The sequence below is a fragment of the Pseudomonas sp. C2.3V genome (genome assembly GCF_058536325.1).
Genome location: NZ_JBZUBN010000001.1, coordinates 696,787 through 719,696 on the forward strand (window position 1 = coordinate 696,787; position 22,910 = coordinate 719,696).

13 protein-coding genes are annotated in these 22,910 nt (G+C 54.9%); 9 read left to right on the top strand and 4 right to left on the bottom strand.

Going from position 1 to position 22,910, the window contains the following annotated elements; genetic code table 11:
- Window positions 1-2 precede the first annotated feature (2 nt).
- The 7 genes from AC4LF3_RS03430 to hemE all read left to right on the top strand — a co-directional run bounded on the left by AC4LF3_RS03430 (window position 3) and on the right by hemE (window position 12,809).
- Window positions 3-2,129, top strand: coding sequence for a type IV pilus secretin PilQ (locus AC4LF3_RS03430; protein ID WP_010797034.1), 2,127 nt, complete (start codon window positions 3-5; stop codon window positions 2,127-2,129).
- 5 nt (window positions 2,130-2,134) lie between these two features.
- On the top strand, window positions 2,135-2,653 hold the full coding sequence (aroK, locus tag AC4LF3_RS03435) for a shikimate kinase AroK (RefSeq protein WP_037030744.1): 519 nt from the start codon (window positions 2,135-2,137) through the stop codon (window positions 2,651-2,653).
- 49 nt (window positions 2,654-2,702) lie between these two features.
- Window positions 2,703-3,806 (top strand): 3-dehydroquinate synthase, encoded by a 1,104-nt coding sequence (gene aroB, locus AC4LF3_RS03440; RefSeq protein ID WP_019363991.1) that lies wholly within the window; start codon window positions 2,703-2,705, stop codon window positions 3,804-3,806.
- A 10-nt stretch (window positions 3,807-3,816) separates the two neighbouring features.
- Window positions 3,817-5,421 carry an SPOR domain-containing protein gene (locus tag AC4LF3_RS03445; RefSeq protein ID WP_010797037.1) on the top strand — a complete coding sequence of 535 codons (1,605 nt, stop codon included), beginning with the start codon at window positions 3,817-3,819 and terminating at the stop codon, window positions 5,419-5,421.
- A gap of 214 nt (window positions 5,422-5,635) precedes the next feature.
- Window positions 5,636-10,084 carry a glutamate synthase large subunit gene (gltB, locus tag AC4LF3_RS03450; protein ID WP_491834774.1) on the top strand — a complete coding sequence of 1,483 codons (4,449 nt, stop codon included), beginning with the start codon at window positions 5,636-5,638 and terminating at the stop codon, window positions 10,082-10,084.
- 103 nt (window positions 10,085-10,187) lie between these two features.
- Entirely contained in the window at window positions 10,188-11,606 is a 1,419-nt protein-coding gene (locus tag AC4LF3_RS03455) for an FAD-dependent oxidoreductase (protein ID WP_010797039.1), read from the top strand.
- A gap of 135 nt (window positions 11,607-11,741) precedes the next feature.
- Complete coding sequence (gene hemE, locus AC4LF3_RS03460; RefSeq protein WP_491834775.1) at window positions 11,742-12,809, top strand: uroporphyrinogen decarboxylase; 1,068 nt, start codon at window positions 11,742-11,744, stop codon at window positions 12,807-12,809.
- A 54-nt stretch (window positions 12,810-12,863) separates the two neighbouring features.
- On the opposite strand, the gene AC4LF3_RS03465 is transcribed toward hemE, so the two are convergent.
- A complete protein-coding gene (locus tag AC4LF3_RS03465) occupies window positions 12,864-14,180 on the bottom strand; it encodes an MFS transporter (protein WP_491834776.1) in 1,317 nt (438 codons plus the stop codon).
- 160 nt (window positions 14,181-14,340) lie between these two features.
- Here AC4LF3_RS03465 and AC4LF3_RS03470 point away from each other — a divergent pair, with 160 nt between their 5' ends.
- Window positions 14,341-15,246 carry a LysR family transcriptional regulator gene (locus AC4LF3_RS03470; protein WP_491834777.1) on the top strand — a complete coding sequence of 302 codons (906 nt, stop codon included), beginning with the start codon at window positions 14,341-14,343 and terminating at the stop codon, window positions 15,244-15,246.
- Here the strand turns inward: AC4LF3_RS03470 and selO are convergent.
- The 3 genes from selO to AC4LF3_RS03485 all read right to left on the bottom strand — a co-directional run bounded on the left by selO (window position 15,230) and on the right by AC4LF3_RS03485 (window position 21,898).
- Window positions 15,230-16,690: a protein adenylyltransferase SelO gene (selO, locus tag AC4LF3_RS03475; RefSeq protein WP_491834778.1), complete on the bottom strand. Its 1,461-nt coding sequence runs from the start codon at window positions 16,688-16,690 to the stop codon at window positions 15,230-15,232. The genes AC4LF3_RS03470 and selO overlap by 17 nt on opposite strands.
- A gap of 54 nt (window positions 16,691-16,744) precedes the next feature.
- Window positions 16,745-20,068: a mechanosensitive channel MscK gene (mscK, locus tag AC4LF3_RS03480; protein ID WP_491834779.1), complete on the bottom strand. Its 3,324-nt coding sequence runs from the start codon at window positions 20,066-20,068 to the stop codon at window positions 16,745-16,747.
- A gap of 93 nt (window positions 20,069-20,161) precedes the next feature.
- A complete protein-coding gene (locus tag AC4LF3_RS03485; protein WP_491834780.1) occupies window positions 20,162-21,898 on the bottom strand; it encodes a potassium/proton antiporter in 1,737 nt (578 codons plus the stop codon).
- Window positions 21,899-22,052: 154 nt separating this feature from the next.
- Between AC4LF3_RS03485 and AC4LF3_RS03490 the strand changes: the two genes are divergently transcribed.
- Window positions 22,053-22,898: a 23S rRNA (adenine(2030)-N(6))-methyltransferase RlmJ gene (locus AC4LF3_RS03490; protein ID WP_491834781.1), complete on the top strand. Its 846-nt coding sequence runs from the start codon at window positions 22,053-22,055 to the stop codon at window positions 22,896-22,898.
- Window positions 22,899-22,910 lie beyond the last annotated feature (12 nt).

Here is a 22,910-nt window from a genome sequence, read left to right on the forward strand (position 1 = left end):
GCATGATGTTGCACAAAACTATTCTACAAAGGGTCTCAGGGAAGAGTGCCCTCACGCTGGCCATACTCTTGAGCGGAATCTGTCCCTCTTTGCTGCTGGCGGCAGATCTCAAGGCCTTGAACGTGGCCTCTTTGCCGGGCGACAGAGTCGAACTCAAACTATCGTTCGATCAGCCAGTAACAGCCCCCAAGGGCTATACCATTGAGCAACCTGCGCGCATCGCTTTGGATCTGCCTGGCGTTAATAACAAGCTAGGCGTTCGCAACAAGGAGTTGGGATCGGGGAATGCCAGAAGCGTTACCGTAGTCGAGGCGGGTGACCGCACGCGTCTTATCGTGAATCTGACTGCATTGGCGCCTTACTCGACCCGCGTTCAGGGTAACGACCTGTTCGTTGTCATTGGCGGCGACCAGGCTGCTCGCACGACTAGTGCTTCTGTCCCGGCACCATCCTTGCCGCGCTCCGGTGCTGCGCAAGCCCCTGCGCCTGCAACCAACCCTGCCGGCCGTGTCTTTTCCAGCGTGCCGAGATTGGCTGGGAAAGCCATCAGGAATATCGACTTCAAGCGAGGTGATGACGGAGAAGGTAACGTTATCATTGACCTTTCAGAAACAGGTATCAGCCCTGACATACAGGAGCAGGGTGGAAAGATTCGTCTTAACTTCGGCAAGACGCAGCTCCCTGATGCTCTACGTGTTCGGCTTGATGTCAAAGACTTTGCTACGCCAGTACAGTTTGTAAACGCCTCAAGTCAGGCTGGTGACACGGTCATTACAATTGAGCCTACAGGCGTATATGACTATCTGGCCTACCAGACAGATAACAAGCTGACCATTAGCGTCAAGCCACTCACTGCCAAGGAAAAGGAACAGCGTGCCGCTGAGCGTTTCACCTATACCGGTGAAAAATTGTCTCTGAATTTCCAAGATATCGATGTTCGCTCGGTCCTTCAGTTAATTGCTGACTTCACCGGTTTGAACCTGGTGGCCAGCGACACCGTACAGGGCAATATCACGCTGCGCCTGCAGAACGTGCCGTGGGATCAGGCGCTTGATCTTGTTCTGAAAACCAAGGGACTCGACAAGCGACAAATAGGCAACGTGCTGTTGATTGCGCCAGCGGATGAGATTGCGGCGCGTGAGCGCCAGGAATTGGAGTCACAAAAGCAGATTCAGGAGCTGGCGCCGCTACGCAGAGAGCTGATCCAGGTTAATTACGCCAAGGCTGCCGATATGGCCAAGCTGTTCCAGTCGGTTACTAAGGCTGATGCCGGACAAAGCGAGCGTGGCTCTATCACTGTCGATGATCGAACCAATAGCATCATTGCTTACCAGACCCAAGATCGCCTGGATGAGCTAAGACGAATTGTCTCTCAGCTCGATATTCCGGTTCGCCAGGTGATGATCGAGGCGAGGATCGTTGAGGCAAACGTCAACTACAACAAACAGCTAGGTGTTAACTGGTCAGGTTCTCGGTCTGGCAATGGCAACTTTACTATCAGTGGAGGCGCTGGCTCTACTACTGGGACGTCTTCACCTTTTGTAGATTTGGGTGTAGGTAGTGCAACGTCCGGTATTGGGATCGGGTTCTTGACGGGCAGTACTACTTTGGATCTTCAGTTGTCTGCCATGGAGGCTACTGGTAATGGTGAGATAGTCTCTCAACCAAAGGTAGTAACGTCTGATAAAGAAACAGCAAAAATCTTGCGTGGTACCGAGATTCCTTATCAGGAGGCCAGTTCGAGCGGTGCAACAAGTACCTCCTTTAAGGAAGCGGCGCTTTCGTTAGAGGTAACGCCTCAGATCACGCCTGATAATCGAATTATCATGGAAGTTAAGGTGAATAAGGATGCACCTGACTATCAGAATCGCCTGGATAATGGCGCTCCGCCTATTTCAAAAAACGAGGTGAATGCCAAAGTACTAGTGGCTGATGGTGAAACTATCGTAATCGGGGGCGTTTTCTCGAATACTCAAAGCAAGTCGACGAGTAAAGTACCTTTATTGGGCGATGTTCCCTATGTCGGTCGCCTATTTAGACGCGACTCGGTTACGGATGAAAAAGTAGAGCTGCTTGTCTTCCTCACTCCGCGTATCATGAACAACCAAGCTATTGCCGTTGGTCGTTGATTGAAGTGCTGAATGTGTTTCTCGTGGGTCCGATGGGTGCTGGTAAAAGCACCATCGGACGCCTGCTCGCTAAAGAGCTCCATCTCCCGTTCAAAGACGCTGACAGAGAAATCGAGCAGCGGACCGGAGCTAATATTCCCTGGATTTTTGATGTTGAGGGGGAGCAGGGCTTTCGTGAGCGGGAGCGCCTGGTTCTGGAGGACCTTTGTAAATCATCAGGGCTGGTGCTTGCTACCGGAGGCGGCTCGGTACTGCATGAAGATAACAGGCGCATCCTGAAAGCAAGCGGGCATGTGATCTATTTACATGCCTCCGTCGAGCAGCAGATCGAAAGAACGGCCCGTGATCGGAACCGCCCCCTTTTGCAGACGCCCGATCCTGCACAGGTCTTGCGTAATCTGATGGCTGTTCGCGATCCGCTCTACCGTGAGATAGCGGCCACCATCATAGAAACGGACGAGCGGCCCCCTCGACTGGTCGTTCAGCAAATACTTGAGCGTTTAAAAGCACTCATCCCTCGTTAAAGGCGCTGGCGTTCTGCGTTATCCTAGCGGCCTTTCATTGGGGGGATTTATGCGAACACTAAACGTCAATTTGGGCGAGCGTAGTTATCCCATCTTCATAGGTCAGGACGTGCTGTCCCAGCAGCAGTACATTCTGCCCTACATAAAAGGCCGAAAGGTCGCCGTCGTTACCAACGAGACGGTAGCGCCTCTTTATTTGGAAAAGCTCAAAGCCACACTGCAGGGTAAAGAAGTAACCGCTGTCGTGCTGCCTGATGGAGAGCGTTATAAAACATGGGAAGTTCTACAAAAAATCTTTGATGCCTTGCTTGAAGACAAACATGACCGTGCCACCACTATCATTGCCCTGGGCGGGGGTGTGATCGGTGACATGGCAGGGTTTGCAGCCGCATGTTATCAACGGGGCGTTGATTTCATTCAGGTTCCAACCACTCTGTTGTCACAGGTGGATTCCTCCGTGGGGGGTAAAACCGGAATCAATCATCCGCTTGGCAAGAACATGGTAGGCGCGTTCTATCAACCCAAGGCTGTAGTGATCGATACCTCAAGCCTTGTTACGTTACCTGAACGTGAGCTATCAGCTGGGCTTGCTGAAGTCATCAAGTATGGATTGATCTGCGATGAGCCTTTCCTGGTATGGCTGGAAGAAAGCATCGATCAATTACGCTTGCTGGATCAATCCAAGCTGAGCGAGGCTATAGAGCGCTCCTGTGCAGCGAAGGCTGATGTGGTTGGCGCGGATGAGCGGGAGTCCGGCATTCGAGCCACGCTGAACTTGGGGCATACGTTTGGGCATGCGATCGAGGCGCACCAGGGGTATGGCTCATGGCTGCATGGTGAGGCGGTTGCTGCCGGTACGGCGATGGCGCTGGAAATGTCTTGTCGTCTGGGTTGGCTGAGCCGTGATGATCAGATTCGAGCCCTACGGTTATTCAAGCGTGCGGGGCTTCCTGTCGTTCCTCCTGCTAGCATGTCGCCTGACGATTTCATGAAATACATGGCGGTTGATAAAAAGGTTCTGGATGGCCAGTTGCGCCTTGTGCTGCTCAAGCGGTTGGGCGAGGCCGTGGTAACCAGTGATTTCCCTTATGACACCCTCAAGCAGACGCTAAGTGCCGATTATCAGGCTTTGGCGGAACAGCTCGGAGATTGAAAGAAGTCTTATGTCCAGTCTGCATGCCGACGAGGCCTTCCTCGGCCATTACGAATTTACTCACGATCCTTTTGCGCCACGCGTGCCAGGATTCAAGTTTTATCCTGCCCAGCGCAAAACGGTTCTCGGGCAGTTACATCATCTTGCTCGCTATAGCCATCTTCTGCTTGCGGTAACAGGGCCTGCCGGAAGCGGGAAAACCTTGCTGAGACAGGCGCTTGTTGCCAGTACCAAAAAGGATGCGGTCCATAATGTTGTCGTGTCGGCACGTGAGGTGCAGGACAAGAACACACTATTGCGCAAGTTAAGTCAGGGATTGGGCACGCCTCAAGCGAGCATCGAAGCGGTGCTATCTCAGGTTGGTCAAGTGACATTGACTGGCCAGGAAGTCTATTTTCTGGTCGACGATGCCCATGAGTTGGATGATGACGCACTGGAAGCCCTGTTGGCATTGGCAGAAGGTGATGAGAAGAATCGCCCTCATGTATTCCTGTTTGGGGACGCCGAGCTGACAGGTAAGCTGGAAAGCCTTGCGCAAGGCGAGGAGCGCTACCACGCCATCGAGCTTTTGCCTTATACCGAAGAGGAAACTCAAGGGTATCTGGCGCAGCGCCTGGAAGGTGCTGGCCAAAGTATTGATATTTTTACGCCAGAGCAGATCGAGACCATTCACCAGACCTCCGGTGGATGGCCGGGGGAGATCAACGAAGCTGCGCGAGACGTGTTGATCAGCGGCATGCTGAGTCAGCGTGGCGGTGGTGGTAGCAAATTCAAGGGTGGTCAACAGCTATTGGCTAACCTGCCTCGCAAGCACCTGATCATTGTGGCAGTCATCGCTGTCGGTGTCTTGGCGGCGTTGCTCATGAAGGGTAATGATTCATCGCCCAAGATGGCCTCGACTGACGGGACCGAACAATCCCAAGGGGATGGCAAGTCGGGAACGGCAATTAAGTTCGATGGTTCTTCCCAGCCTTTGCCGTTGCCTTTGGTCGGTGAGGCCCAGCCCGTCATCCGTGAGCCGCTGGCTCAGGCAGCAGGGCAGGAGGAGTCTGAAGGCAATGGCGTGAGCGGTTCTATTCAGTCTGGCGAAGACGATTTTTCCTCAACGCCACCTGAGATGCCTTCTGCCCAGGCGCCTGTCAGTGTAACGGCTCCAACGCGTCCCCTGGCGCCGGCCGCAACGCCTGCTCCAGCCGAGCCTGTACATACAACACCCAGACAGGTTGCTTCTGCGCCGGTCAAGCCTGAAGTCAAGGTTGAGCCCAAGCCTGCGCCGGCAAAGCCTGCAGCTCAGGAAACACCCAAGACAGCTCAGGGCAATGGCGGTGGCTGGTACAGCACTCAGGGTGGAACGCACTATGCGCTTCAGGTGTTAGGAACCAGCTCTGAAAGCAGTGCTCAAGCCTTTATTCAGCAGCAAAGCGATAGCGCCAATTATCGTTATTTCAAAAAGCAGTACCAAGGTAAGGCGCTTTATGTTGTGACCTATGGTAGTTTCGCTAACCGTGCGGCAGCTGAGGCAGCTGTGAAACAATTGCCTGCCAAGGTTCAGTCGGCCAAGCCATGGCCTCGCACGTTTGCCAGCATCCAGCAGGATATCGCTTCAACGCGATAATTCTTTAGACAGCGCCCATGTTGCATATATCATTTTGCGACATGGGCGTATTTCATTTTTAGGACTCTAAGATTCAGGATCGCGACAAAAACTTTGTCTTGCTCTGATATCCGGTATACAATGTCATCCCTTTGCCTGCCGTAAAAGTAGCGTGCCCAAGCGCCTGGCAGTGACAAGTGGATTGACTAGAAATAGATTGCCGGTGAGAGTTCCCATGAAAGCAGGCCTGTACAATCCTGAAACGTTCAAGGATAACTGCGGCTTCGGCCTGATTGCCCATATGCAGGGCCAGGCGAGTCACCATTTGCTGCAAACGGCCATCGAGGCCCTGACCTGCATGACGCATCGCGGCGGTATCAATGCAGACGGCAAAACCGGCGACGGTTGCGGTCTGTTGATACAAAAGCCCGACGCGTTCCTTCGCGCTGTCGCTTTAGAAACATTCGGCGTTGAGCTACCCGCCCAATACGCCGTTGGCATGGTTTTCCTCAATCAGGACGACCAAAAGGCCGATGTGGCCAGAAACCACATGAATTCCGAATTTGCTGCTGCTGGCCTTACCGTGGTCGGGTGGCGCAAGGTTCCCGTGGATACCTCTGTATTAGGACCTTTGGCGCTTGAGCGCCTACCTAAGATCGAGCAGGTATTCATTAGCGGCGAAGGTCTCGATGATCAGCAGTTCGCCGTAAAGTTATTCACATCCCGCCGCCGTTCTTCGGTATTGAACAAGAACGATGCGGAGCATTATGTCTGCAGTTTGTCCAGTAAGGTCATCATCTATAAAGGCTTGATGATGCCAGCAGATCTGGCTGCGTTTTTCCCTGACCTCGGCGATGAACGTCTGCAAACTGCCATTTGCGTGTTCCATCAGCGTTTCTCGACCAACACGCTGCCCAAGTGGCCGTTGGCGCAGCCGTTCCGCTACCTGGCGCACAATGGCGAGATCAATACCATCACGGGCAACCGTAACTGGGCCCGAGCGCGGCGTACCAAGTTCGTCAATGAGCTGCTTCCTGATCTGGATAGCCTGGGTGATTTGGTCAATACCGTAGGGTCCGACTCCTCAAGCATGGATAACATGCTCGAATTGCTGGTGACCGGCGGAATGGACCTGTTCCGTGCCGTGCGCATGATCATTCCGCCAGCCTGGCAGAACGTCGAAACGATGGACTCAGGGCTTCGCGCATTCTATGAATTCAACTCCATGCACATGGAGCCATGGGATGGTCCGGCTGGAGTTGTATTGACAGACGGGCGCTATGCCGTCTGCCTGCTTGATCGCAACGGCTTGCGCCCTGCCCGCTGGGTAACAACCAAGAATGGCTATATCACCCTGGCCTCGGAAGTGGGTGTCTGGGATTACGAGCCCAGTGATGTGATTGCCAAGGGACGTGTCGGTCCGGGTCAGATCCTTGCGGTCGATACCGAAACCGGACAGGTGCTTGAGGCAGATGATATCGATAACCGTCTGAAATCACGCCATCCTTACAAGCAGTGGCTGCGCAAGAATGCCCTGCGTATTCAGGCTACATTGGACGATAAGGATCATGGATCGCCTTTCTACGATTCGGATCGTCTGCGTCAGTACATGAAAATGTTCCAGGTCACGTTCGAAGAACGCGATCAAGTGCTGCGTCCATTGGCCGAGCAGGGGCAGGAAGCCGTCGGTTCCATGGGTGACGATACACCGATGGCCGTGCTGTCCAAGCGTATCCGTTCGAACTATGACTACTTCCGTCAGCAGTTTGCGCAGGTGACCAACCCGCCTATCGACCCGCTGCGTGAAGCCATTGTCATGTCGCTCGAGACTTGTCTAGGTGCCGAGCGCAACGTGTTCGAGGAGACGGCCGAACATGCCAACCGCGCAATCCTGAGTTCGCCGGTTATATCGCCCGCCAAGTGGCGTACCCTGATGACGCTGGAGCGTCCCGGGTTTGATCGTTTCGTCATTGATCTCAACTATGATGAAAGCGTGGGCCTGGAAGCGGCGGTACGAAATATTGCCGATCAGGCCGAGGAAGCGGTTCGTGCAGGAAAAGTCCTGATTGTACTGTCGGACCGTGCAATCGAGCCGGGCAAGCTGCCTGTGCATGCGTCCCTGGCAGTAGGTGCTGTTCATCACCGCCTGGTGCATACCGGACTGCGCACCGACTGCAACATCTTGGTTGAAACCGCAACTGCCCGCGATCCTCATCACTTTGCGGTGCTGATTGGTTTTGGCGCGACAGCGGTTTATCCCTTCCTGGCCTATGAGGTATTGGGCGACCTGATCCGTACAGGCGAAGTCCTGGGTGATCTTTATGAGGTCTTCAAGTACTACCGCAAGGGAATCACCAAAGGGCTGCTGAAGATCCTGTCCAAGATGGGCATTTCCACTGTGGCTTCCTACCGTGGCGCCCAGTTGTTTGAGGCGGTTGGTCTGTCCAGTGAGGTGACGGATCTATGCTTCCCAGGCGTCACCAGCCGCATACAGGGCGCCCGCTTTGCCGACATCGAAGTCGAGCAGAAGCTGCTGGCAAACGAAGCCTGGAGCAACCGTAAGCCGATCCAGCAGGGCGGCTTGCTGAAGTATGTCTACGGTGGTGAATATCACGCGTATAACCCGGATGTCGTCAATCTGCTCCAGGCAGCTGTTCAGCAAGGCGACTATGCACGGTTCCGTGAGTATTCCGCCCTGGTTGACCAGCGTCCCGTAGCTATGATCCGTGACCTGCTCAAGGTTAAGGTCAGCGACACGCCGCTGGCGCTTGAAGAAGTCGAGCCGCTGGAAAGCATTTTCAAGCGTTTCGATGCCGCCGGTATCTCGCTCGGTGCCCTGTCTCCAGAGGCGCATGAGGCGCTGGCCGAGGCAATGAACCGCTTGGGCGGCCGCTCTAACTCGGGTGAGGGCGGTGAAGACCCGGCGCGTTACGGCACGCTGAAAAGCTCCAAGATTAAGCAAGTAGCTACGGGACGTTTCGGTGTAACGCCAGAATACCTGGTCAATGCCGAAGTCCTGCAAATCAAGGTGGCTCAGGGCGCCAAGCCGGGCGAAGGCGGCCAGCTGCCGGGCGGCAAGGTGAATGGCCTGATTGCTCAGTTGCGCTATGCCGTACCGGGCGTAACCCTGATTTCCCCTCCGCCCCATCACGATATCTACTCGATTGAGGACTTGGCCCAGCTGATCTTTGATCTCAAGCAGGTCAATCCAAAGGCGCTGGTGTCCGTTAAACTGGTATCGGAGCCTGGCGTTGGTACGGTAGCGGCCGGTGTCGCTAAGGCTTATGCCGATCTGATTACCATCTCCGGCTATGACGGTGGTACAGGTGCATCACCAGTAACGTCCATCAAGTACGCGGGCAGTCCTTGGGAGTTGGGACTGGCTGAGGCGCATCAGACATTGCGTGGCAACGACCTGCGTGGAAAGGTTCGCGTACAGACCGATGGCGGTCTCAAAACCGGCCTCGACGTGATCAAGGCGGCGATTCTAGGTGCAGAAAGCTTTGGCTTTGGTACCGCGCCGATGATTGCATTGGGTTGTAAATACCTGCGTATCTGTCACCTGAACAACTGCGCTACCGGCGTGGCGACCCAGAACGATAAGCTGCGCAAGAACCATTTCATCGGTACCGTTGAGATGGTGACCAACTTCTTCACCTTTGTGGCAGAAGAAACACGCGAGTGGCTGGCGCGTCTGGGTGTAAGAAGCTTGGGTGAGTTGATCGGCCGTACCGATCTGCTAGAGATCCTACCTGGCGAAACGGCCAAGCAGCACAACCTGGATTTGACGCCACTCCTGGGTAGCGACCATATTCCGGCAGACAAGCCTCAGCACTGCCTTGTTGACAAGAACCCACCATTCGACCAGGGACTCCTGGCTGAAGAAATGGTCCGCCTGGCCCAGTCAGCTATCGAAGGTAAGACGGGCGGTGAGTTCAGTCTGAAAGTAAGCAACTGTGACCGCTCCATTGGCGCACGTGTATCCGGTGAGATTGCTCGTCAGCATGGTAACCAGGGTATGACGTCGGCGCCTATCACGTTCCGCTTTACAGGGACAGCAGGGCAGAGCTTTGGCGTATGGAATGCCGGTGGCCTGAACCTCTATCTCGAGGGTGACGCCAACGATTATGTGGGCAAGGGTATGACAGGCGGCAAGCTGGTCATCACTCCGCCCAAGGGTAGCGCCTTCAAGAGTCAGGAGTCGGCCATCATTGGTAACACCTGCTTGTACGGTGCCACGGGTGGCAAACTGTTTGCAGCGGGTACCGCGGGCGAGCGATTTGGTGTTCGTAACTCTGGTGCCCATGCGGTCGTCGAGGGAACCGGTGATCACTGCTGCGAGTATATGACCGGTGGCTTCATCTGTGTTCTGGGCAAGACGGGTTACAACTTCGGTTCCGGTATGACAGGCGGCTTCGCCTACGTGCTGGACATGGATAACAGCTTTGTTGACCGTGTTAACCATGAACTCGTGGAAATTCAGCGTATCAGCAACGAGGCAATGGAGGCTTATCGCAGTCACCTGAGCCGCGTGCTGACCGAGTACGCCGAGGAAACGGGCAGTGAGTGGGGACACTATCTGCTCGAAAACCTGGATGATTATTTCCGCAAGTTCTGGTTGGTGAAGCCCAAGGCTGCCAGCCTGGCCTCACTGCTATCCACTACTCGGGCAAATCCGCAGTAATGCTATAGGCAACCAGCGCCTGACATTTTGTCAGGCGCTGGTTGCGACCGTGAGTTTTCCTGCAGCAGCGAGACATGAACGCTGCCGTGATGAGGTTTAGGTAATGGCTGAACGTCTGAATAACGACTTCCAGTTCATAGAGGTCGTCCGCAAGGACCCGAAGAAGAAACTCCTGCGTCAGCGCAAGAAAGAATTCGTTGAGATTTACGATCCGTTTAAGCCGCAGCAGGCATCTGAGCAGGCTCACCGCTGCCTGGGGTGCGGCAACCCTTACTGCGAGTGGAAGTGCCCGGTTCACAACTACATACCAAACTGGCTGAAGCTGGTTTCGGAAGGCAATATCCTGGCTGCAGCCGAGCTGGTCCATCAGACCAATACGCTGCCCGAAGTTTGTGGTCGTGTGTGTCCGCAGGACCGCTTGTGTGAGGGCGCGTGTACCCTGAACGATGGTTTCGGTGCCGTTACCATCGGTTCGGTAGAGAAATATATCGCTGATACCGCTTTTGCCATGGGTTGGCGGCCGGATATGTCCAAGGTGGTGCCAACCGGCAAGCGGGTTGCCATCATTGGTGCAGGTCCTGCGGGTCTTGGCTGCGCCGATATTCTCGTCCGCAACGGCGTTACGCCTGTTGTGTTCGATAAGAATCCGGAAATTGGCGGTCTGGTAACGTTTGGCATTCCCGAGTTCAAGCTTGAGAAAAGCGTGATGGCGCGCCGCCGCGAGGTCTTTACCGGTATGGGGATAGAGTTCCGCCTCAATACCGAGATAGGCAAGGACATCACAGTGGAGCAGCTGCTCGAGGAGTACGATGCGCTCTTCATGGGGATGGGAACTTATACCTACATGAAAGGCGGTTTCCCTGGCGAAGATTTGCCAGGTGTGCACGATGCCCTGGATTTTCTAGTGGCTAACGTCAACCGTAACCTGGGCTTCGAGAAGTCTGCTGACGAGTTTGTCGATATGAAAGGCAAGCGCGTTGTGGTTCTGGGCGGCGGTGATACCGCGATGGATTGCAACCGCACCTCGATTCGCCAGGGTGCCAAGAGCGTAACCTGTGCCTACCGTCGCGATGCCGAGAACATGCCGGGCTCGCGTCGTGAGGTGAAGAATGCCAAGGAGGAGGGTGTTAAGTTCCTCTTCAATCGCCAGCCGATTGCGATCATTGGTGAAGACAAGGTAGAAGGCGTCAAGGTTGTCGAGACGCGTCTGGGCGAGCCGGATGCCCGGGGCCGTCGCAGTCCTGAACCGATTCCGGGATCCGAAGAGATCCTGCCGGCAGATGCGGTAGTCATCGCTTTCGGTTTCCGCCCAAGCCCCGCAGAGTGGTTCGAGCAACATACGATTGCAATGGATAATCAGGGCCGTGTAGTCGCTCCCTCTGTCGGTCAGTTCAAGCATCAAACCAGCAACCCCAAGATTTTTGCGGGCGGCGATATGGTGCGAGGTTCGGATCTGGTGGTGACTGCAGTATTCGAAGGTCGTACTGCAGCTGAAGGTATCCTGGATTACCTGGGCGTTTGAAGCACCAGCCATAAGCTGCTTTGCAGTTCAAGGGCAAAGCGGTTAAGGGCTCGATAGATAAAAGGCACGGATCTCTCCGTGCCTTTTATTTTTGTGTCTGAGAAAATGACAGTACTTTCTTGACGGATATTTTCCATGACTGCTTTGAAGAACGACCGTTTTCTCCGTGCCTTGCTCAAGCAACCCGTCGATGTGACGCCCGTCTGGATGATGCGGCAGGCCGGTCGTTATCTCCCGGAGTACCGCGCTACGCGTGGCCGTGCCGGTGACTTCATGAGTCTGTGCATGAATCCTGAGCTGGCCTGCGAGGTTACACTGCAGCCGCTCGAGCGTTATCCGCTGGATGCCGCCATCCTGTTTTCAGATATCCTGACCATCCCGGACGCCATGGGGTTAGGCCTCTATTTCGAGACAGGCGAGGGCCCCCGCTTCAAAAAGCGTATCGAATCCGCGGCGGATATTGACGCCTTGCCAATCCCAGATCCAGAAGCAGATCTGGGCTATGTCATGAATGCGGTCCGCACCATTCGCCGGGAACTCAATGGGCGTGTGCCTCTGATCGGATTCTCAGGAAGCCCTTGGACGTTGGCGACTTACATGGTCGAAGGAGGCTCATCCAAGGACTTTCGTCGTAGCAAGGCGATGCTTTATGACAATCCGCAAGCCATGCACAACCTGCTCGATAAGCTGGCCCGCTCAGTAACCGCCTATCTGAATGGTCAGATTCAGGCGGGTGCCCAGGCGGTACAGATCTTTGATACATGGGGAGGCAATCTGTCTTCGGCGGCTTATCAGGAGTTTTCTCTCGCCTACATGCGCAGGATTGTTGATGGCCTGATTCGTGAGCGTGAAGGCCGCAAGATTCCTGTCATCCTGTTTACCAAGAATGGCGGTCTTTGGTTGGAGAGCATGGCGGCCTCTGGCGCAGACGCATTGGGACTGGATTGGACATGCGACATTGGCGATGCCCGTAGCCGTGTGGGTGACAAGGTGGCGCTGCAAGGCAATATGGACCCGGCGGTACTGTATGCCAAGCCTGACGCGATCCGTTCAGAGGTGGCGCGAATTCTGGCTCGCTACGGTAAAGGCTCCGGGCATGTTTTCAATCTGGGGCACGGAATCACGCCGGAGGTAGATCCTGCGCATGCAGGTGCCTTCATCGAAGCTGTTCATGAGCTCTCGGCGTCTTATCACGAGGCATAAGGCGGTCGACAAAGACCGGGCCATGCGCCCGATCCATTAAAAAGGCAAAGCCGCTCATCGAGCGGCTTTAACATTCAAGGGGAGGGCTGGCAGGCGAGCCAGGTGTAACGCAACAGCCAGTGCTCCGACCAAGAGTGTGGCGATGAACAGTCCGACACCATTCCATCCCGCTTCGTGCCAGAACACGCCGCCTAATGTTCCTGCGATGCTTGAGCCCACGTAGTAGCAGAACAGGTAAAGCGACGAAGCTTGTCCCTTTGCTTGCCGAGCACGGCGACCGATCCAGCTGCTGGCGACCGAATGAGCCCCGAAAAAGCCAAAGGTAAACAGCAGCATGCCCACTAGGACCAACGGCAAGGGGGTGAATAGCGTCAGCACTACGCCACCCAGCATCAGAAGAATCACAGCCCAAAAGACGCGGCGGCGACCAAGTTTATCCGCTAATGAGCCTACTTGGGCCGAGCTGTAGATACCCGACAGGTAGACGACCGACAAGACGCCCACAACGGCTTGACTAAGATGATAAGGCTCACCTAACAGGCGATAGCCAATATAATTAAACAACGTGACAAAGGCGCCCATTAACAGAAAGCCCTCGAGAAAGAGCCAAGGTAGCCCAGCGTCTCGAAAGTGTTGGGTAAAGCCATTGACCAGTTTGCGAGGCTTCAGGGGAGTTGGGCGGAAGTGACGTGACTCCGGCAAACGCCGCCAGAATACGATAGCGGCAATCAGCGCCAGACCGCCCAGGATTGCTAGAGCAATCCGCCAAGAGACAAAGTCCACCAGAACACCACTAATGACGCGCCCACTCATTCCACCTAACGCGTTGCCGCTGATATACAGTCCCATGGACAGGCCGATGTGCTGGGGATGGATTTCCTCAGACAGATAGGTCATGGCAACGGCGGCCAGGCCGGATAGCGATAGACCAACCAATGCCCGCGTGACGAGAACACCTTCCCAGGTGGGCATGATGGCGCTAAGCAGCGTAAAGAAAGCGGCGGCGAAGAGTGAGACCACCATGACCGGCTTGCGGCCGATGGCATCTGAAATAGGACCTGTAACCAGTAGCCCGACCGCCATGAGCCCAGTTGATACGGAGAGCACGAGGCTGCTTTTGGCCGCCGTTATACCAAAGGCTTCGGAAAAAATGGGCATCATGGGCTGTACACAGTACAGCAAGGCAAACGTGGCGAAGCCGCCACAGAAAAGTGCAAGGGCGGTATGGATGAACTGGCGAGTGCCTTTCTCAATGTACAAATCGGCATCTTCTACTGCTTGGTTGGCAGCTTCACGTGCTGCCTGAATAGGCGCAGGTTCTTCTTCAGGCTGGGCATGCTCGTGACGAGCAGGTAAAGCAGACTTACTCACGTTAAACCTCAAGATCTGGACGAACGAAAGGACGGCGCAGCGAAAGCGCTGCACAATCTGAAATTTATTATTGGTTACTGAAAGAATAAGAGCTGATGTTTATTCTTTCCAATATATTATTCGACCGATTTGATATGTATTAAATATCAATCGAGGCGCTATGGAATTAAGACATTTACGGTACTTTGTAGCCGTCGCAGATGAGTTGCATTTTGGTCGAGCGGCTGAACTCCTGGGTATTTCACAGCCACCACTGAGTCAGCAGATACAAGCTTTGGAAGAGGAGCTGGGGGCACGCCTGTTTGAGCGCACGAATCGTCGTGTTGCATTGACTGAGGCTGGCCGGCTCTTTCTGGATGAGGCTCGGCAGGTGTTGGCGCAGGTAGATAAGGCCACCGACATTGCACGGCGAGCGCAACGCGGAGAGTTAGGTGAGTTGCAAGTGGGTTTTACGGTTTCCGCGCCCTTTATAGCTACCGTTCCACGCTCTATTTTCAATTTTCGCCAGCTTTTTCCGGCGGTACATCTGGCTTTGCAGGAAATGAGCAGCCGAGAGCAGACCGAGGCGCTGATGGATCGCAAGCTCCAGGTAGGACTGATCCGGCCTATTACCATGTCGGATGCGCTGGTCTCGATAGAGCTGTTTCGGGAGCCCCTCGTCGCTGTGATGCGGGCGGACCATCCCTTGGCCCTACAAACCCACGAAAGCATTGCTATCAAACAGTTGGCCGAGGAACCCTTTGTTTACTTTCCTCGTACCTACGGTACAGGTCTATATGACCAATTGATCAGCTTGTCTCAACAAGCTGGATTCAGCCCGCGAATCGTTCAGGAAGCTCGAGAAACTACGATCATTATTGGACTGGTGGCGGCCGGATTGGGTGTTTCGGTTTTACCAGCAACCTACCGGCGAATGCATATCGAAGGTGTTGTCTACAGAACCCTGGTGGACGAGGGCGCCACCTCCGCATTGTGGCTTATTCATCGTCGTGACGAGCGCTCATCACTTGCACGTGCGTTCATTGAGTTGTTGACGCAAGGCGCCGGTATTATGAAGAGCAGCTGATTTCCAGGTGTTTGCCCCAATCCGGTGGGCGTTGAGCGAATCGGTCGTTGCCCGGTCGCTCTTCAAAGGGTCGGGTCAGAACCTTATGAAGCTGGCGAACTTCTTCATAATTACCCGCCTCAGCCTGCTCGATCGCCTGTTGGGCCAGATAGTTACGCAGTACATAGAGTGGATTGACTGCGTGCATGCGCTCCTGGCGTGCCGGTTGATCGCCGCCTTCCTGCTCGGTGCGGTTCAGGTATTGGCGACTCCACTCATCAAATCCAGCCAAATCAACAAAGTCGTTTCGAAGAGCCGCAATCGCCTGCTCCGGAACCTCATCGCCCAGACGTCGGAAGAAGAGTGAGTAGTCAACGGCACTGCCTTGCATCAGGCTGAGCAGCCGCTCGATCAGCTCCTTATCCGCCGCTTGCTCTGTCATAAGGCCGAGTCGACGTCGCATCAATGCCTGGTAATGCGCCTCATAAAGCGGCAAAAATAATTCGAGTATTCCTTTCAGCGTTTCGACAGGCACCCTCGGCGTCAACGCCTGCGCCAGTGCCGCCAGGTTCCAGTGCGCAATGGGGACCTGATTGCTGTAGGAGTATCGGCCACTGTAGTCAGAGTGGTTACAGATAAAATGCGCGTCAAAGTCATCCAGGAAGGCATAAGGGCCGAAATCGAATGTAATGCCGAGAATAGACATGTTGTCTGTGTTCATCACGCCGTGGCAAAAGCCGTAAGCCTGCCAGTAGGCGATCAGCTCGGCGTTGCGCTCGACGACTTCACGGAAAAAAGCCGCATAAGGATCAGGTTGCTCCAGGCATTTTGGGTAGTGCGCCTCAAGCACATGCTGGCCAAGCTTTTCCAACAAATCATTGCGCTGCGTATAGTAGAAGTATTCGAAATGCCCGAAGCGTATATGGCTTTGGGCAAGCCGTAGCAGCATGGCGCCGGTTTCGACTCGTTCGCGTATGACCTCTGTAGTGGAGCCGGTCACACACAGCGCGCGGCTTGAAGGGATACCCAGTGCATAAAGTGCTTCTGAGGCCAGAAACTCTCGAATGGACGAGCGTAAGACTGCACGTCCGTCTCCCATTCTTGAGTAGGGTGTCATGCCGGCACCCTTGAGGTGAAGATCCCAGTGCTCTCCCTTGTCGTTTATGACCTCGCCAAGCAAAAGGCCGCGGCCATCACCCAGGCGAGGATTATAGGAGCCGAACTGATGCCCCGAATAAACCATGGCGCGTGAGTCGGCTGTATCCCAGAGCTTGTGCCCGGAAAAGATTTCCGTGAATTCCGGTCGTTGCGCCTCGGTAACATCCAGATCCAGCAGTGCCATGGCGGCCTCCGAGACGACCACCAACTTTGGATTTTCAATAGGCTTGGGTTGGATGGCCGTCGAAAAATCATCGCCCAGACGGGCAAAGCGGTTATCGAACTCAAGCGCTTCAAGGGTTTTCACGGCACTCTCCGGACTGCAAATGTATTTATCTAGACAGCGTAAAACGTGCCCTGATCATTCCTTCTGTCCAGAGTAGGTCGGAGAAGGCACTTCATCCTTGCTCAAGGTGCGCTCAGATCCTTCCCTATTCTTTACAGACACTTCCAGCTGGCGAAAGGCGATCTCTATATTGTTCTCCCTGAACAGTCGCTCGATGCTGCGGTTGATTTCATCAGTAGCAAAGCCGCGATCGCCCAACTCCCGCACGTGAACGCGTAACTCATGATTCAGTGTGTTCTCACCAAACGCCTGTAGCAGGACCATTGGTTCTGGATCATGCAAAACCCTGGGGTTGTCGTAGGCGGCCTTATAGAGCAGCTCGCGTACTTTTTCCAGATCGGAGCCGTTGGCCACATTAACCAGCAGCGTGATACGCGTCATGGTGTCTGTTAGCGTCCAGTTGATGAGCTGACTCGTCACGAACGTCTTGTTGGGCACAATGACGGATTTGTTGTCAGCATCGGTGATATGGGTCGCCCGAATCTGAATGCGTTTGACTGTGCCTGTAACATTACCGATGGTAATCAGGTCGCCGATTCGAACAGGGCGTTCGAACAGGATGATCAGGCCGGAAATGAAGTTACCGAATATCTCCTGAAGGCCAAAACCCAAACCAACCGAGAGGGCCGCTGCCAGCCACTGGAGTTTGTCCCAGCTAACGCCCAGCGTGGAGAGCGAACTGATAACACCCACGCTGATGATGACATAGGACAATAGCGTCGTGGTTGCATACGCGGTCCCTTGAGCCAGGCTCAGGCGGGAAAGCACCACAACCTCAAGCAGGCCGGGCAGGTTGCGTGCCAGTGCAAAGGTGAGGCCTGCAAAGATGACCGCTTTGATAACGTCTCGCAGGGTAATCGGCATCATGGTTGCCGACTCACCCGTACCGCTGCTGTACTGGTAAAGCGTGACGTTATCCAGGTATGAGAAGACTGCCACCACGTCCACCCAGACCCAATACAGCACTCCCAGGAAGCCTAACCATAGGGCAAGGCGGATTAGACGTAAGGACTGCTGATTGACCTGCTCCATATCCAGCGCAGGCTCTTCTATGGCTTCACCGGTTTCACCCGCCTCCTGCATGCTCTGTCGCTTGGCCAGGGCGCGATGATAGGCGAGGCGTCTTGCAGCTACGCTTAAGCCCCGCGAGAAGGCAGCTTCGAGAATGACCCAGCAGAGCAGCAGATACAGCGTATCGATAAGCCGGTCGGTCAGTTTCAGTGAGGTGTAGTAGTAGCCTAGGCAAACAGCCAGGAACAGTCCGGCCGGAATGGCGGTAATGATTAGTCCAAACATCAGCCGGAAGAAGGGCAGACGTTCTCGAGCCGCCGTGTTAAGCAAGGAGCGACCCAGCATCCAAGACATGCTGGCATAGCAGATCAGAACAATAAGAATACCCAGTACGTCTTCAGACAGGCTTGTCAGCTGACGTTGGGCAATAGCTGCTACGGCCATTAATGCCAAGGCCAAAAGGCCTAGACGCCTGACCAGGCGGCGCATGGAATCTACTTGCGTGCGTGACCAGCGGAAATGGGTCTCTGCAACACCTCCACCTTCCAGTAGGCGGTAAACGGTATAGAACACCAGCCAGCCGGCGGCCATCTCCATAAGCGCTGCGCCAATGGATGCGTTCACGCCCCGCTTGTCGCCCTCAAGGGCAACGCCGATCAAACCTAGCGACAGGCTGACAGGAAGAGTCAGCAGCACGGTCAGAATGATCGCAAGCGGCGTGTGCAGCTGGCTGTCACGTTGGAAGTGCCCAATGTCCTTGTTCAAGGCATTGAGTTTTTCGTAAAGATACCGACGCTTCCACAGCAGCGTTGCAATAGCAAGAATGAGAGGCAGAAACAGCCAGGGGCGTTCGGCCAGACCGGCTGACAATTCGCCTGCACTGGCGCGCCAGGGCACATTTGCAATCTGTTCGACCAACGATTTGGGCGCATCCTTGAGCCAGCCCCAATCCAGCGGGCGATTGCTGGGAATCCAGAACATCTGCTCATCAAGCGTTGAGCGGAGACTTTCGCTGGTTGCTAATAGCTGCTGCTGGTTTAGCTGAAGCGTGATTGACTCACTTAACAACGCACTTAGTTCGGTACTTAGGCGATCCTGCAGGTCCGCTCGAGTTCTGATCAGCTCCAGTAGCTTCTTGCGAAGCTCAGGTGTCGTCTGCTCAGGTGGCATCTGAGCCATGACCTTGTCCAGGTAATCCCAAGGGTTGGCGATTTGCGTGCGCTGCTGGTTCAAGTCGAACTGGTATAGACGTATATCGGCAATCTCGTCCGTCAGTCCCTTGGTTGCCTCAACCGTTGGCAGGGAGGCCCGCTGTTGATAGAGCAGCTTGGAAAGCAGCAGGCTGCCTTTCAGGACATTGATCTGCTGCTGCATGGTCTCGCCGGTCTGCTTGAGCTGATCAAGTCGCTGCTTGATTTCAAGATTGTTTCGAGTGAGCTCATTCAGGCGATCCGTCGCACGCAAGAGGTAGTCGGAAAGCTTGAGGTTAAGATTTGTTTCGCTGGTCAGGACATCGTTACTACCTGCTGTCTTCTGCGATTCACGAGACAGGGCGGCAAAGGTTTCCTCTGACTGCTGGCGACGTTTGCTGCTGATGAGGGCTTGCAGATCGAGACTTTCTTTCTCGATCAGTTTTACACGCTCCGTGTAGAGTTCACGTTGAATGGTGCCAAGGTCTTGCAGCGTGCTGTTGCCCGAAAGTTCCTGCTTGCGCAGTTGAATCAGTGCGTTGCGTTCCGCCTGTTCGGCTAATAGCTGATTGCGACGTTCAGGCGTAATGGGCTTACCGCTTTCCTTGCCACTCTTGAGAATGTCGGCAATGGTCTGTACCCGCATTTGCGCATTGCTGATTTCGACCTGGGCACGCTCGGGACGCGTTTGCGATGTGATGACCAGTGTATTGGCATCATTCAGGGCGTTCTGCCAGTCGTTGAGCTGTGAGTTGCGCTGGCTTTGAAGATTCTCCAACTCCTGGGGACTGGCGTTGGCATAGCGTTGGGTAACCGGGGGCTTGTCCTGCTCGGTCTGGAGCTTGGCCAGGTCCTTTTGGGCATCCTTGATCAGCTGCGGTGCTTGTGTGATCTTGCGTTTTACATCCGCTAGGTCCTGCTCATGCTGATCCCGCTGGTCCAGTAGCTGCAGCGTATTTTTCAGAATGTCCTGAACGGTCTGCTGATCGGAGGCAGAAAGCTTCCGGTCCGCCAACGTGTCCAGGCTATGCTGAATCTGCTTGGCATCAGGCAGGTTGGATTCTTGTGAGTAAGCGAGCGGAAAGTTGAGACAAAAGCCCAACAACACGATCTTGAGCAGAATACGCAAGGCGAGCATGATCACATCTTGGCAGCAGGAAAGGCGAGGAGGTTAAATCCCCGCCTTTGCTGACGCAACCGCTCTTGTCGGTCGAGCCGACTACCGCACGAATCAGAGGAAAAGAGCAGGCCCTGAACGGCCCTCTGGGAGCTTGACCCCAATCTTTCTCACACGATTGCCTTCAAGCGAAGCGACTGTCCAGGTCAGACCGCTCCATTCGATCTGGTCGCCAATGACTGGCTCGCCACCAATGCGCTGGGTAATAAAGCTTCCCAACGTTTGCTCCCCATCCAGCTCGCCAAGGTTAAGGCCATAGAGCGAGGCCACCGCCTTAAGCTCTGCGTTGGCTTCCAGTACGAAATCACCGAAGAAGCGTTGGCCTCGCTCCGGCGCCTGACTGAACAGCTTGCCCAGGGCGGGGAGATCATATTCATGACCAATGACACACAGGATATCGCCTGCCTCCAGCTTGGTACTGCCGGAAGGGTGCAGGAGTTGCTCCCCGCGAAACAGCGCCGCGATACGTGTATTAGGCGGCATTTTCAACTCGCGAAGCGCCGCGCCAATACACCATTTCTCCTTGCCCAGGCGGTAGACGAAAAGCTCCCACTCACTGGTGGGATGCACCTGCAGGCCAGAGCGCGAGAACGGGGCGGGTTCGGGCGGTACAGTGACGCGTAGCCACTTTGCCGCGAGTGGGAGGCTTGAACCTTGTAGCAGCAGCGAAACCAGAACGATAAAGAAGGCTACGTTAAAGAACAGTTGAGCCTGGGGCAGCCCTGCCATCATAGGGAAGACAGCCAGAATGATGGGTACCGCTCCACGTAAACCTACCCATGAAATGAATAACTTTTCGCGGCCATGGAAAGCCTTGAAGGGAAGCAGGCCCACAAAGACAGAAAGGGGACGTGCGATCACGATCATCCAGAGAGCCAGACCCAGGGCAGGTAGGGCAATGGGAAGCAGGTTGTGCGGCTCTACTAGAAGTCCCAGCACCAGGAACATACCGATTTGCGCCAGCCAGGCCATACCATCCAGCATATGTAACATGCCATGGCGGCTCCGAATTGGTCGATTGCCCATGACCAGACCCGCCAGATACACCGCCAGGATGCCACTGCCATGGGCTGCGTTGGTAATGGCGAAAATGAATAGACCACCACTGACTGCCAGTAGCGGATAGAGCCCATCGGCCAGCTGCATACGGTTGATAAGTTGAAGCAGCAACCAGCCACCCCCCAGGCCAAGCAGGCTGCCAATGGCAAATTCGCGAACGAAGTTCCAGACGAGCCCCCAGCTGAAGCCCGTTTGACCGCTGGCCAGAAGCTCAATCAGCGTGACGGTGAGAAAAACCGCCATGGGATCATTGCTGCCTGACTCGATTTCAAGGGTTGCGGTGACACGCTCATTGAGCCCGCGTCCGCCCAGTAGTGAAAACACCGCGGCAGCATCGGTTGAGCCGACAATAGCGCCGATCAGCAGCCCTTGCAGCAGGCTCAGGTCAAGAAGCCACGCCGCCATGGCGCCCGTTAACCCGGCAGTGATCATTACACCCACGGTTGCCAGGGACAATGCTGGCCAGAGCGCCACCCGGAAACTGGATACGCGTGTACGCATACCACCGTCCAGCAGAATGATCGCCAGGGCAAGGTTACCTACCAGGTAGGCGAGGGGGTAGTTGTTGAAATTGATATGACCAGGGCCGTCTACGCCTGCCAGCATCCCGACTGCAAGAAAAATCACAAGAATGGGAATGCCCAGGCGTGAGGAAAGCGAGCTGACCAGAATGGAGAGACCGACCAGGACCGCGCCAATCAAAAATAGGCTATTGATTGTGACGGCATCCAAATCGAAACTCCTGCATAGTGGGTAGGCGCGATGCGCTGGATTCTTGATTTAACCTGTTGATTCGGCAAGCTGTCAAAATTAATGCCAGATTCTTTTGAGCCATGCGACGAACAGGGGACTTCCAGTACACTGCGCGCCTTCACAGGAGCGAATCATGAATTACCGACACGCCTTCCATGCCGGAAACCATGCCGATGTGCTGAAGCACTTTGTACTGTCTCGCGTATTGATGTTGCTGGGGCGCAAGGAAACACCCTACGCCTATCTGGACACACATTCGGGCATAGGGCTTTACGATCTGCTGGGAGATCAGGCTAGCCGTACCGGTGAATGGCAAGGTGGAATAGGCCGACTCTGGGAGGCGAAAGACCTCCCTGATCCGCTTGTCGCTTACAAGGAGGCTGTCGCTGCTCTTAATAGTGATGGGGCGTTGCGCTTCTACCCGGGGTCACCCGAAATCGCTCGGCGCTTTTCCCGTCCCCAGGATCGTTTGCACTTGAATGAGCTGCATCCTGAAGATGCTCTGCTGCTCAAGGAAAACATGGGGCAAGAAAGACGGATCGCTGTTCATCATCGGGACGGCTGGCTGTTACCCAAAGCACTGCTGCCCGTGCAGGAGAAACGCGCTGTGCTCTTGATCGATCCGCCTTTTGAAAAGGTGGACGAGTTTGAGCGGTGTTCAATGGCATTAAAGGAAAGCATTGCCCGTATGCGGCAGATCGTGACCGCTATCTGGTATCCCATCAAAGACCAGCGTCAGCTCAAGCGGTTTTATCAGGATCTGCAAAAGAGTAATGCACCCAAACTTCTGCGTGCCGAACTCTGGGTACATCCCGCCGACAATCCTGTGGGGCTCAATGGCTCTGGTATGGTGATTTCCAACCCCCCGTGGGGTCTGGAAGACGAACTCAAAAGCGTTTTGCCCTGGCTTGCCAAACAACTGGGACAAAGCCAGCCTAGCTGGAAGCTGGACTGGCTGATCGAGGAAAAAAGCACCTGATGTAGCCGGGGT